Source organism: Klebsiella terrigena (assembly GCF_006539725.1).
Taxonomy (GTDB): Bacteria; Pseudomonadota; Gammaproteobacteria; order Enterobacterales; family Enterobacteriaceae; genus Klebsiella; species Klebsiella terrigena.
Genome location: NZ_BJNO01000039.1, coordinates 15,025 through 27,935 on the forward strand (window position 1 = coordinate 15,025; position 12,911 = coordinate 27,935).

The window sequence follows — 12,911 nt, forward strand, 5'->3', positions numbered from 1 at the left end:
ATCCGCGCTTTTTCACCCACCTTGCGGGACGACCCGTAAGCGTACCGCATCCGGGGACGGCCCCATCAAGGAGCCTTATGTCCTGGTTAATTTTGTTTATCGCCGGTCTGCTGGAAGTGGTCTGGGCGGTTGGTCTGAAGTACACCCACGGTTTTAGCCGCCTGATACCCAGTGTCATCACCATCGTAGCGATGGTGGTCAGCATGGCGCTGCTGTCATGGGCGATGAAAACGCTGCCGGTCGGCACCGCTTACGCAGTGTGGACGGGGATCGGCGCCGTCGGCGCGGCGATTGCCGGTATCGTCCTGCTGGGCGAGTCCGCCAGCCCGATGCGTATTGCCAGCCTGGCGTGCATCGTCATTGGTATTATCGGCCTCAAGCTCAGCACCCACTAATAGTGCTGGTTGACCCAGATAAGCTTGCTCACGTCGAAGCCCTGCCGGGAGGCGATATCCAGCATCTGCTGTTTCACTTCCGGCGCAATTTTCGGCGCGCGCGCCAGCAGCCAGAGATAATCCCGGTCCGGTCCGCACACCAGCGCGTAGCGATAATCTTTATCCAGCGCAATCACGTTGTAGCCGCCGTAGAAGGGGCCAAAAAAGGAGACTTTTAGCGCCGCCCGATTGGTCTCGCCGGTGAAGTAGGCCACGCCATCCGTTTTTTGCCACATGCCGCGATCGGGGTTATAGCCCTTATTGACGACGTTCAGTCCGCCGTCGTCGCGCAGGCTGTAGGTTGCGGTGACCTTTTCCAGGCCGCGCTCAAAGTTATGGTCGAAACGGGCGATTTCATACCAGGTGCCGAGATAGCGCTGGGTATCAAACGGGCTGACCACCGTCACGCCCTGCGGAGGCGTCGGGGTGCTGCAGGCAACAACCAGAAACGAGGCGGCAACAGCGGCAATCATTGGCAGCAGACGCATACTATTTTCCTTACTGGTTTTTTGCTAAGTGTAGATTCTGGCGGGAAAAAAACGGGAAAATATTCTGCAAAAGAGAGCCCGGTAACACTCCGCTACCGGGCATCGTGAGGCTTAGATAAATAATACGCCGACCAGCGTGACCACGCTCAGGATGGCGGCCAGGCCGTAGAACACCCACTTGCCGTTAGGGACGTGAATTTTCAGGTCGTGCATGGCGTGATGAATGCGGTGTAGCCCGCACCACAGCGGCAGGACGATCATCAGGAAGATAAATGCCCGGCCAATAAAACTCTGGGCAAAGCCGAGCACGCGTTCGTAGCTGAAGGCGTCAGCGGGCGCCAGGCCCAGCGGCAGCAGGATACCGACCAGCAGTATCATCACCGGAGCAATAATGGCGCTCCACATGCCGCCGGCGCCAAACAGCCCCCAGAATACCGGTTCATCGGAACGTTTTGGGTTGGGATTGATCATTCCAGCCTCCTTACCAGAACAGGGCGATAAACAGGATCGCCACGGTTGCTACCGCAGTGACCACCCACAGCCCTTTAATAACCGGCTCTGGCCCCATTTTCTCGCCTTTGACAATAATATTGGCGGCTTTCGGCGCCAGCTCAAACCAGGTTTTGGTGTGCAGCAGCGCTGCACCGAGGGCGATCAGGTTGAGGATCACCACCACCGGATTTTGCAGAAAGCCAACGTATCCCGCCCAGCTTTCCGCCCCGTGCTTGAGAGCAAACAGGCCATAAATCAGGACGATGCTGAACCAGACTGCCGGTACCGCCGTTCCTTCACGCAGCATGTAGAAGCGATAAAACGGCAGCTTCTTCCACCAGGTGGACGTCATCGGCCGCACGTAGGGCTTGCGTTTAGTCGTCATAATGCACTCCTTAGCGTGGTTTCAGGGTAGCGATAAGAAAGTCTTTCGAGCTCTCTACCTTGCCCTGCTGAATGGCGGCTGCCGGGTCGACGTGCTTCGGACAGACTTCCGAGCAGTAGCCCACGAAGGTACAGGTCCAGACGCCGTTCTGACCGTTAAGCTGCGCCATGCGCTCCTTTTTACCGTGGTCGCGGCTGTCCTCGTTGTAGCGATGGGCGAGGGTGATCGCCGCCGGGCCGATAAACTCAGGGTTAAGGCCAAACTGCGGGCAGGCGGCGTAGCACAGGCCGCAGTTGATGCAGCCGGAGAACTGATGGTATTTCGCCATCTGCGCCGGAGTTTGCTTGTTTGGCCCCTGGTCCGGGGTACGCGAATTGCCGATAATATAGGGCTTAATCGCTTCCAGGCTCTCGATAAAGTGGGTCATATCGACCACCAGATCGCGCTCGATCGGGAAGTTAGCCAGCGCTTCGACCTTAATGCCCTTGGTGTATTCACGCAGGAAGGTTTTACACGCCAGCTTCGGCACCTTGTTGACCATCATCCCGCAGGAGCCGCAAATCGCCATGCGGCAGGACCAGCGGTAGCTGAGATCCGCCGCGAGGTTGTCTTTGATATAGCCCAAGGCGTCGAGCAGTGAGGTCTGCTCGTCGTAAGGAACCTCATAGAACGCGCTGTGCGGTGCGGTGTCCACTTCCGGGTTGTAGCGCACCACCTCGATTTTCAGGGTTTTCATCTCAGCCATTGGTCGTCTCCTTCTTCTCGGCTGCTTCCGCTTCTGCGCCATATACGCGTTTTGCCGGCGGCAGAGTGGTGATCTTCACATCGCCGTATTCAAGGCGCGTGGTGCCATCGGCATCGCGGAATGCGAGCGTATGCTTGAGGAAATTGACGTCGTCACGCTCGGTGCAGCCTTCATCCAGGCGCTGGTGCGCGCCGCGGGACTCTTTACGCGCAAGGGCAGAGTGGGCCATACATTCCGCCACGTTCAGTCCATGACCCAGCTCGATGGTATACAGCAGGTCGGTATTGAACACGCTGGAGCTGTCGGTAATGCGTACGCGCTTGAAGCGCTCCTGCAGCTCGGCCAGCTTATCGACGGTTTTTTGCATCAGCTCCGGCGTACGGTAGATCCCGCAGCCTTCTTCCATCGACAGGCCCATCTCGTCGCGGATCTTCGCCCAGTTCTCGTTGCCTTCCTGATTCATGAGCTCTTTCAGGCGTTTTTCTACGTCGGCGGTCTGCGCATCCAGCGCGCCCACGTTGGCTTCTTTAGCCTCCGCCGCTCGCCTGATGGCCTGCTCGCCGGCGAGGCGGCCAAAGACCACCAGCTCTGCCAGCGAGTTGGAGCCAAGGCGGTTGGCGCCGTGAAGGCCGACCGATGAGCATTCGCCCACGGCGAATAGCCCCTTGATGCGGGTTTCACAGCTCTGGTCGGTTTCGATGCCGCCCATGGTGTAGTGCGCGGTTGGGCGCACGGGAATGGGCTCTTTAACCGGATCAACGCCGACGTAGGCCTTCGCCAGTTCGCAGATGAACGGTAGACGCTCCAGCAGCTTTTTCTCGCCTAAGTGGCGCAGGTCGAGGTAAACCACGTCGCCGCGCGGCGTTGGAATGGTGTTGCCTTTACGCCATTCGTGCCAGAAGGCCTGAGAGACCTTATCGCGCGGGCCGAGCTCCATATATTTGTTTTTCGGCTCGCCGAGCGGCGTTTCCGGGCCCATGCCGTAATCCTGCAGGTAGCGGTAGCCGTCCTTGTTGACCAGAATACCGCCTTCGCCACGGCAGCCTTCCGTCATCAGAATACCGGAGCCGGGAAGGCCGGTCGGGTGATACTGCACGAACTCCATATCGCGCAGCGGAACGCCGTGGCTGAGCGCGATGCCCATCCCATCGCCGGTGACGATGCCGCCGTTGGTGTTGTAGCGATAGACGCGTCCTGCGCCGCCGGTGGCCATCACCACCGCGTTAGCGCGGATTTGTACCAGCGAGCCTTCCATCATATTCATCGCCACCAGGCCATGCGCCTGGCCATCGTCGACCAGAATATCGAGGACGAAATGCTCGTCGAAACGCTGGATTTGCGGGAACTGAAGGGAGGTCTGGAACAGGGTGTGCAGCATATGGAAGCCGGTTTTATCTGCGGCAAACCACGTGCGTTCGATCTTCATCCCGCCGAAGCGGCGGACGTTGACGCTCCCGTCCGGACGGCGGCTCCACGGACATCCCCACTGTTCAAGCTGGGTCATTTCCGTCGGGCAATGATGGACGAAATAGTCGACGACATCCTGCTCACAAAGCCAGTCGCCGCCGGCGACGGTGTCGTGAAAATGGTACTCAAAGCTGTCATGATCCTGCGTCACGGCGGCGGAGCCACCTTCAGCCGCAACCGTGTGGCTGCGCATAGGATAGACTTTTGAAATCAGTGCGATTTTGGCATTTGGATTAGCCTGCGCTGCGGCGATTGCAGCGCGAAGACCTGCTCCGCCAGCGCCAATTACGGCAAGATCGGCTTGAAAAGTTTGCACGACATTCCTCCAGTTTTTGTTTATTTCGCCGCCGGGCTGGCGAAAATGTGTCACTGCTCCTTTATAGGTAAAGAAGTATAGCCTTAGGGTCGGTAGGGAAAATTGACGTGTTCGATTTTTTTATCGATATGTGCGGTGATTTATCAGCACTATTTATGCTTTCTGGTGGTTAAAAATTTCCGGTATGCCTTTAGGGGCCGTTGGCACAAAATTTGTCTCACTCGCCGGTTACGAGTAGACTTCGTGCCCTTGTATGAAATCGGAGAAAGTACCATGAGTGAAACGGCAACCTGGCAGCCGAGCGCGTCGATCCCAAACCTGTTAAAACGCGCGGCTGTGATGGCGGAAATTCGTCGTTTCTTTACCGACCGCGGCGTGCTGGAGGTGGAGACGCCCTGCATGAGCCAGGCAACGGTAACGGATATTCACCTGTTTCCGTTCCAGACCCGTTTCGTCGGCCCCGGCTACTCTCAGGGGATGGATCTCTATCTGATGACCAGCCCGGAATACCATATGAAGCGCCTGCTGGCCGCGGGCTGTGGCCCGGTATTCCAGCTGTGCCGCAGCTTCCGCAATGAAGAGATGGGGCGTCACCACAACCCGGAATTCACCATGCTGGAGTGGTATCGTCCGTGCTATGACATGTATCGTCTGATTAACGAAGTCGATGATTTACTGCAGCAGGTTCTGGAGTGCCAGCCGGCGGAAAGCCTCTCCTATCAGCAGGCGTTCCTGCGCCATCTTGAGCTCGATCCGCTGTCGGCCGATAAGACGCAGCTGCGCGAAGCGGCGGCGAAGCTCGACCTGAGCAATATCGCCGATACGGAAGAAGATAAGGATACGCTGCTGCAGCTGCTGTTTACCATGGGCGTCGAACCGCATATCGGCAAGGACCGTCCGACCTTTGTCTATCACTTCCCGGCAAGCCAGGCGTCGCTGGCGCAGATCAGCACCGAAGATCACCGCGTTGCGGAGCGCTTTGAGGTCTATTACAAGGGAATTGAGCTGGCGAACGGCTTCCACGAGCTGACCGACGCCCGCGAACAGCAGCAGCGTTTCGAGCAGGATAACCGCAAGCGTGCGGCCCGCGGCCTGCCGCAGCAGCCAATTGACGGCAATCTGTTGGAAGCCCTGAAGGCGGGCCTCCCGGACTGCTCCGGCGTGGCGCTGGGCGTCGATCGCGTAGTGATGCTGGCGCTGGGTGCCGAAAGCATCGGCGAGGTTATCGCCTTTACCGTCGATCGCGCCTGACCGGACCGAGTCTCTCTTCGACCATCCCGGGCCAGAGAGCGGACCTGACCGGCGCACGAGCCGCCGGCCAGGTTGAACCTACAGGCTGCCCGCCGTGCGGCTGGATTTCCCTGCTGAGGTCATTGCTCTGCTGCTCTTCCTGCCGTCAATGCTCTCCAGACGCATCTGGAACGGTGGGAACGGCATATCGATACCGTGTTCGCGATAGCCTGCCAGAATCAGCTTATGGATCTCGTGGCGCAGCGGCATGCGGTGACCCATCTCGGCGGCGTAAATACGCAGCTCGAAAATCTGAATCCCCTGCTGCAGATCGACGAGGAAGGCCTCCGGCGCCGGCGTATCGATAACCAGCGAACAGCGGTGGGCGGCGTTAATCAGGATCTGCGTAACCTCTTCGGTATTCGCATCCGCCGGGGCCGGCACCGTCAGCACCACGCGGGTGACGGAGTCAGACAGCGACCAGTTGATAAACTGCTCGGTGATGAACGCCTTATTCGGCACGATAATCTCTTTCCGGTCCCAGTCGCTGATGGTCGTGGCGCGGGTGTTGATGCGGGTGATACTGCCGGTCAGATCGCGGATGGTCACCGTATCGCCAATACGTATCGGCTTTTCAAAGAGAATAATCAGGCCCGAGATAAAGTTGGCAAAGATCTCCTGCAGGCCAAAACCGAGGCCGACGCCGAGAGCCGCTACCAGCCACTGCAGCTTCGCCCACTCAATGCCAATCATCGAGAAGCCCACCAGGCCGCCAATCAGCATCAGCAGGTATTTGGTAATGGTGGTGATCGCGTAGCCGGTGCCCGGCGTGAGGTCCAGGTGCTGCAGAATCGCCAGCTCCAGCAGGGCTGGGAGGTTGCGCACCAGTTGGGTGGTGATAATCAGCACCAGAATCGCGATCAGCACTGCTCCAAGCGTAATCGGCTCGATGCTTTCAACGCCCTGTACCGTCGAGGTCGCGTCCCACAGCGAGATATTCTCGAGGAAGCCAAACGCCGAATGGATTTCTGACCACAGGACGATCACCGAGACCAGGGCGACCAGCATCAGCAGCGAGCGTACCAGCCGCAGCGACCGGATACTGATCGCATCGAGATCGATTTCACTGACTTCGATTTCCGCAGACCCTTCAGGGCTGCTGGAGTGCGCGGCCTCATCTTCGCCGCGCGCGCGTTGGGCCAGAATTTCCGCCCGGCGATGCTTGGCGCGATCGAAGGCCAGCCGGCGGCGCTGGATCAGCATCCAGCGGCGGATGATGTGATAGACCACGAGCAGTAAGAACCAGATCGCCACCGACGTTTCCAGCCTGGCCAGCAGCGCCTGGGCGGTCGCCAGGTAGCCAATGGCCGCCGCCAGCATGGCAATCAGCGGCGCGCCCAGCAGCAGGTTCCACAGCATGCGGTTAACCATATTATCGCCGCTTCCCGACTTATCGAGATACAGCGGAATACCGGCATGCTTGAGGCTCAGGGTGACCAGCGCCAGCGCCCCGCAAATCAGCAGGAAGCACAGGCGGCCGAGGGAGGCCGAGAACTCACGGTCGTTGAGGTTATCGAACATGATCAGCGCAATAATCAGCGGGACGATCAGCCCGATGCTCATCAGGTAGTAGCGCATGGCCTTGGTGACCCGGCTACGCGGCCAGCCGAAGTGGGCGATAAACAGGCCGTTCGGACGCGCAAAGGTCGCGCAAACCATCACCACCCACAGCAGCGGCACCGTGGCGGTGACGCTTTCGCCGATGGCGACCGCCAGCGGGAAGGGCCAGGCGGACTGCAGGCCATAGCCGAGCGTCATCCACAATACCGGCAGCGGCGAGGCCACCAGAATCGACCAGAACACGGTGCGCAGGGTGAGCCAGAAATGGTCCTGGGTCACTTTGCCCACGCGGGCGCTGGAACGCTCCAGGAAGCGGGTGAAGTGGCGACGCGAGCTGATGCTGAAACCGACCAGAATCAGCGCGCCAAACAGCGGCAGCAGCGTCTCCTTGCTGGTTAACATCATCGCGCTGGCTTTGCCCAGCTGGCTAACGGTGTCGAGAGAGACCAGGCGGCGCAGATCGTGAGCAATTTCCAGCGGCCATGAAAAACCGATAGGGCTGACGTCCGAGGTCCAGAACAGATAGCGGTGGGTCGCTTCGTTCATCTCTTTCAGGGCGTCCTCAAGCTGACCGTTGGCCACCTTGAGCTTGGTCAGCTCCAGAATCAGCGTATCGCCGCCCTGCAGCAGCGAGTTGAGCAGCTCGCTTTGCGTGCGCAGCTGCGCCTCAAGAATGCGATTCTGCTCGCTGGTCAGCTCCTGGCCGTCGGCCTGGCGCAGCTGGCGGAGCTGCGTCTGGCTGCCGAGCAGGTCCTCAAAGCGCAGCCGCTGCACCCGCAGCTGGGCCATCTCGGTATCCAGCTGCTGGGGTTTTGGTGTCTCCGGCAGGCGGGCGACCTGGGCGCGTAGCGCTTCGCCCAGCAGGCTGGAGGCGCCCAGCCACTGCGACTGCTCGCGTAGCGTATTGAGCGCCTGGCGAACCTGGAGCGTCTGGTTGGAGGCCTGACGCTGCTGGGAAGCCACCAGGTCCATGCGCTGAGCCTGCTGGTTCAGGGCCTGAGACAGCTCGCGGTTAATTTTAAACTGCGCCATCAGCTCCGGCGGCAGGTTTTCGCTGTTCTCCGCCAGCAGCTCGGTGCTTTCCAGCGCCTTTTCGGCTTCGCGCTGGCGCTGGCTGTTGAGCTGATTACGCAGAGCCTGCAGGTAGCCGTCGAGCAGCTTGCTCTGTCTTTGCGCCAGATCGGCGCGCATGCGCGACAGCTCCTGGCGATTGTTGGCGGAGAGCTGCGCCAGATCCAGCTCGTTGACCAGCGCCTTCAGGCGCGCGGATTCCGCCTGCAGGCTAAGATTTTGCGCCTGCGCCAGCGGGGTATTGCTGGTCTGCGTGCCAACGCGGCGCTCAACGTCGTTCAGCTGACGGCGGGCGTCGGTTTGCTGCTGCGGAAGCTGGTTTAGCGAATCGGCGATATCGCGGGCGCGCTCCTGCTCCTGCTGGGCCTGACGGCTGGCTTCGAGCAGCTGGCTGCTGACCTGCAGGATTTCCTGATTCAGGGCATCGGTGGAGAGCGTCGTTGATACCTGGCGCGGTTCATCGGCCAGGTTGTTGATCTGCGAGCGCAGGGTCTGGAACAGCTTGGGGAAGTTATCGATAACCTGCTGGTACTGGCGCGTGCGCTCGAGGGAAGCGCTACGCTCCTCGAGCGCGTTCAGCGCGGACTGCAGCGCTTCAACGGTACCAGGCTGGGCGGGTTTTGCCGCCTTCGCCTGTTCCAGTTCCTGAGCTATCTGTTTCGCGTCGGGGGCTGTCGCTGCGTACGCCCCCAGACTGAGGCTCCAGGCCAGCAGGAAAATATATATCAGGCGCACGGCATAACCCTTTTTGTCAGCTATTAACCTTCGTCTTGCGAATCGTCGCCCAGAATGCTGGCGGCGCCTTCGGTCGTGGACATGGTCTCAACGGCGGTCGCCAGCGGCTGACCAAGCTTAGTGACGGAGAGGTTCTGCAGCTCCTCGAGCAGCTTAACCTTGCCCGGTGCAAACAGGTTGATCACCGTCGAACCGAGCTTGAAGCGACCCATCTCCTGGCCTTTCAGCAGGGCAATGGAGCCTTCATTGTCGCCCGCCGGCCAGGTCCAGCGCTTAATCACGCCTTCACGCGGCGGAGTCACGGTACCGGACCATACGGTTTCAATGCTGCCAACGATGGTCGCACCGACCAGAATTTGCGCCATCGGACCGAACTCAGTATCGAACAGGCAGATGACGCGCTCGTTGCGGGCGAACAGATTCGGCACGTTCTGCGCGGTCAGGTGGTTAACGGAGAACAGATCGCCCGGAACGTAGATCATTTCGCGCAGAATACCGTTACACGGCATGTGGACGCGGTGGTAGTCACGCGGCGACAGATAGGTGGTGGCGAAGTTACCGTTGCGGAACAGCTCTGCCATCTGGTAGTTGCCGGCCAGCAGCGCTTCCAGGGTGTAGTTGTGGCCTTTGGCCTGCAGGATTTTATCGTCTTCGATAGCGCCCAGCTGGCTAATGGCGCCATCGGCAGGCATCACCAGCACGTTCGGGTCGGTGTTGAGCGGACGCGCTTCATCACGCAGTGGGCGCACAAAGAAATCGTTAAAGGTGCGGTAGCTGGCGGTATCGGGCTTCTGCGCCTCTTTCATATCGACCTTGTAGCACTTCACGAACAGGTCGATGACCAGCTTCGTCAGCCAACCCGCTCGTTTGCTCGCACCCCAGCCTGCGAGGCGGGTAAGCCACAGTTTAGGCAGAATGTATTGCAGCGAAAGTTTCAGATCGTTTAACAAGGTAGCCTCCAGGCCATTATTTATCGTTCCTGACCCCCGCAACGCGTCGGGGATCTGAAAAAAGGGTCGATTCTATACCTAAACTCATCCGGGCTGCATCGCGGCGGCCGGTCTGCGAATCCCCGGCAGCATTGCCGGGGAGACGTACGTCGCCAGCGCAGAGGCAGGCTGAAGGATGAAGCGTATAGCGATGCTCAGCTTAAATGTCAGTCATCGGATGATGAAAAGCTTTTACGCGTTTTTACCTGCACTTCGTTCATGCTTTCCAGAATACGGTGGTAGTTTTCAAAACGGCGCGCGTTGATGCTGCCGTTTTCAACCGCTTCGCGAATCGCGCAGCCCGGATCGGTATCATGCTTGCAGTCGCGGTATTTGCAACGGCCTAAATAATCGTGAAATTCGACAAAACCGTGGGTGATTTGTTCCGCATCAAGATGCCAGAGGCCAAATTCACGCACGCCGGGGGAGTCGATCACGTCGCCGCCGTGCGGGAAATGGTAGAGGCGCGCGGCGGTGGTGGTGTGCTGGCCGAGGCCCGAGTTGTCAGAGACGTCGTTGGTCAGGATCAGATCGTCGCCGAGGCCCAGCAGCGCGTTCAGCAGGCTGGATTTCCCCACCCCTGACTGTCCGGCAAAGATGCTGATGCGGCCGGTGAGGGCCTCTTCAAGCGGCTTCAGCCCGTCCTGGGTCCGGCTTGATACCATCAGCACGGGATAGCCAATTTTGCGGTAGATATCCATCTGCTCGTTGACGAACGCTAAGGCGTCCTCGTCCAGCAGGTCAATCTTGTTAAGCACAATCAGCGGCTCGACGTCCAGCGCTTCGCTCGCCACCAGATAGCGGTCAATAATGTTTAACGACAGCTCCGGTAAAATCGCGGAAACGATGACTATCTGATCGATGTTGGCGGCGATGGGCTTCACGCCATCATAGAAATCCGGACGCGTCAGGACCGAGGTCCGCTCGTGCACGGCCTCAACGATACCTTTTACTCTAACGCCGTCAGCGGCGTCTTTGCCCGGGCGCCAGACCACGCGGTCGCCGGTGACCAGCGAACGGATTGTCCGGCGAATGTTGCAGCGGTGAACGCCACCGTCAACGGATTCAACGTCGGCATGCATGCCGAAGCGGCTAATGACGACGCCTTCGGAGGTCTCGCCAAACAGATTGTCATCGTAGTCGGCCTTCTCCGAAGTCGTTTTCAGGCGGCGCTGGTGGTTGGCCTTCACGCGGCGCTGTTGGCCTTTGGAGAGTTTATTTTTACTCAATCGAACTGGCTCCTGGTCGCCCTGTAGGGGCAAAACCTCTATGATACACGCTATTTTAGATGAATATAGTCACGCAAGAAGGGTGGAAAATAGCATGAGTGCAGATGAAAACAACCTGATTTGGATCGATCTTGAAATGACGGGGCTGGATCCGGAGCGCGATCGCATTATCGAAATCGCCACCCTGGTGACCGATGCAAACCTGAACATTCTGGCGGAAGGGCCGACCATTGCGGTACACCAGTCTGACGCGCAGCTGGCGCTGATGGACGAGTGGAACGTGCGCACCCATACCGGCAGCGGGCTGGTGGAGCGCGTCAAGGCCAGCAACCAGGGCGATCGCGAGGCCGAGCTGGCGACTATCGAATTCCTCAAGCAGTGGGTACCCGCGGGTAAATCACCGATTTGCGGCAACAGCATTGGTCAGGACCGCCGCTTTCTCTTTAAGTACATGCCCGAGCTGGAAGCGTACTTTCACTACCGCTACCTCGACGTCAGCACCCTAAAAGAGCTGGCGCGCCGCTGGAAGCCGGAAATCCTCGATGGCTTTAAAAAGCAGGGCACCCATCAGGCGATGGATGACATTCGCGAATCGGTGGCGGAGCTGTCCTACTACCGCGAGCACTTTATCAAGCTGTAACGTTAAGCTCTCATCGTGCCGCCGGGGTCACAGGCCCCGGCGGCAGGCCAGCTATTTAAACCACTTCTGCTCCATTTGCCCGAATTCCGGGGAGGCCTTGACGACCTCCAGCGCGGCATTCAGCGCGTTGAGCAGTTCCGGGTCATCCTGACGCACCGCGATCGCCAGCTGCTTACCATAATATTTGGCGTCGGTTGCCTGCTCGTCGATGATGGCGTAGTCAGGATTCTCCTGCAGCCACGTCTCGGCGCCGGCGCGATCGCTCATTACCCCGTTAACGCTCCCCTCTTTCAGCGCGCTGAACGCGGCGGCATCGCTCTCGTAAGCGACGACGTTCAACTGTTTTTGCTTATCTTGTAGGTAGCGCTGATGAATGCTGCCTTTAGCGACGCCAATCTTTTGACCCTTCAGGTCAGCAAAACCCTGGGCGCTATTCTTTGCGCTGACAACCACGCCGGAGAGCTGCTGGCGATAGGGCTGAGTGAAGGCGACCCGCCTTTCGCGCATCGGGACGATCTCAATGCCGGCGATGATGGCGTCGAATTTCTTAAAGCGCAGCGCCGGGATGAGGGTATCGAAGCTTTGCGGCGTAAACGTGCACTCGGCCTGCATCTGTTTACAGAGCGCCCGGGCAAGATCGATATCAAAACCGGCCGGCTGATTTTTCGCGTTGACGGTTTCAAAGGGCGGATTGGCCGTCGTAGTGCCAAAATGCAGCGTCGTTGCCGATGCCGTTCCCATAGCTAGCGCGATCAGCAGCAGGACGGAGAGCGTCTTTTTCATTTTAATTTCCCTGTTTGTCATTGTTGTTGACCGTCTATGGGGTGATCATACCCGCAGAGCGGGGCGATTTTGCGCCTTTAACAAGGTCGGAAAAAGTTATTTTGCCTTATGCGCTGCTTATTTATACAATTCAGGGCGCTATCTGGCGATAAAACGTCCATTCAGACAAAAATAGAAAAAAAGTGCTCGCAGGGGGGTTGCAGCTAAATCGAATTCTCGTATAATGCGCCTCCCGTGACGAAGCAGAAATGCAAATCACGACGCCATAGAAATATGGCAAGAAGTAC

General features: G+C 58.8%; 12 protein-coding genes. 3 read left to right on the plus strand and 9 right to left on the minus strand.

The features are described 5' to 3' along the window. Nucleotides 1–77: 77 nt before the first annotated feature. Nucleotides 78–395, plus strand: a complete 318-nt coding sequence (sugE, locus tag RTE01_RS25320; protein WP_134525143.1) for a quaternary ammonium compound efflux SMR transporter SugE — start codon at nt 78–80, stop codon at nt 393–395. Here the strand turns inward: sugE and RTE01_RS25325 are convergent. The 5 genes from RTE01_RS25325 to frdA all read right to left on the minus strand — a co-directional run bounded on the left by RTE01_RS25325 (nt 392) and on the right by frdA (nt 4,327). Continuing rightward, on the minus strand, nt 392–922 hold the full coding sequence (locus RTE01_RS25325; RefSeq protein WP_041143695.1) for a lipocalin family protein: 531 nt from the start codon (nt 920–922) through the stop codon (nt 392–394). The genes sugE and RTE01_RS25325 overlap by 4 nt on opposite strands. A gap of 111 nt (nt 923–1,033) precedes the next feature. Continuing rightward, nucleotides 1,034–1,393 carry a fumarate reductase subunit FrdD gene (gene frdD, locus RTE01_RS25330; protein WP_041143696.1) on the minus strand — a complete coding sequence of 120 codons (360 nt, stop codon included), beginning with the start codon at nt 1,391–1,393 and terminating at the stop codon, nt 1,034–1,036. A gap of 10 nt (nt 1,394–1,403) precedes the next feature. Beyond that, nucleotides 1,404–1,799 (minus strand): fumarate reductase subunit FrdC, encoded by a 396-nt coding sequence (gene frdC, locus RTE01_RS25335; RefSeq protein ID WP_041143697.1) that lies wholly within the window; start codon nt 1,797–1,799, stop codon nt 1,404–1,406. A gap of 10 nt (nt 1,800–1,809) precedes the next feature. Continuing rightward, a complete protein-coding gene (frdB, locus tag RTE01_RS25340) occupies nt 1,810–2,544 on the minus strand; it encodes a fumarate reductase iron-sulfur protein (protein ID WP_041143698.1) in 735 nt (244 codons plus the stop codon). Next, a complete protein-coding gene (gene frdA, locus RTE01_RS25345) occupies nt 2,537–4,327 on the minus strand; it encodes a fumarate reductase (quinol) flavoprotein subunit (protein WP_041143699.1) in 1,791 nt (596 codons plus the stop codon). The genes frdB and frdA overlap by 8 nt, the downstream gene beginning before the upstream one ends. A 273-nt stretch (nt 4,328–4,600) precedes the next feature. Here frdA and epmA point away from each other — a divergent pair, with 273 nt between their 5' ends. Continuing rightward, nucleotides 4,601–5,578: an elongation factor P--(R)-beta-lysine ligase gene (gene epmA, locus RTE01_RS25350; protein WP_041143700.1), complete on the plus strand. Its 978-nt coding sequence runs from the start codon at nt 4,601–4,603 to the stop codon at nt 5,576–5,578. Nucleotides 5,579–5,656: 78 nt separating this feature from the next. Here epmA and mscM read toward each other — a convergent pair whose 3' ends face one another. From mscM to rsgA, 3 genes are all read right to left on the minus strand, one after another. After that, a complete protein-coding gene (gene mscM, locus RTE01_RS25355; RefSeq protein ID WP_041143701.1) occupies nt 5,657–8,983 on the minus strand; it encodes a miniconductance mechanosensitive channel MscM in 3,327 nt (1,108 codons plus the stop codon). Nucleotides 8,984–9,006: 23 nt separating this feature from the next. Continuing rightward, nucleotides 9,007–9,933 (minus strand): archaetidylserine decarboxylase, encoded by a 927-nt coding sequence (gene asd, locus RTE01_RS25360; RefSeq protein ID WP_041143702.1) that lies wholly within the window; start codon nt 9,931–9,933, stop codon nt 9,007–9,009. Between the two features lie 206 nt (nt 9,934–10,139). Continuing rightward, complete coding sequence (gene rsgA, locus RTE01_RS25365; RefSeq protein ID WP_041143703.1) at nt 10,140–11,201, minus strand: small ribosomal subunit biogenesis GTPase RsgA; 1,062 nt, start codon at nt 11,199–11,201, stop codon at nt 10,140–10,142. 94 nt (nt 11,202–11,295) lie between these two features. Between rsgA and orn the strand changes: the two genes are divergently transcribed. After that, nucleotides 11,296–11,841 carry an oligoribonuclease gene (orn, locus tag RTE01_RS25370; protein WP_134525144.1) on the plus strand — a complete coding sequence of 182 codons (546 nt, stop codon included), beginning with the start codon at nt 11,296–11,298 and terminating at the stop codon, nt 11,839–11,841. 51 nt (nt 11,842–11,892) lie between these two features. Here the strand turns inward: orn and RTE01_RS25375 are convergent, their stop codons facing one another. Next, nucleotides 11,893–12,624: a transporter substrate-binding domain-containing protein gene (locus RTE01_RS25375; protein WP_135185314.1), complete on the minus strand. Its 732-nt coding sequence runs from the start codon at nt 12,622–12,624 to the stop codon at nt 11,893–11,895. Between the last annotated feature and the right edge of the window lie 287 nt (nt 12,625–12,911).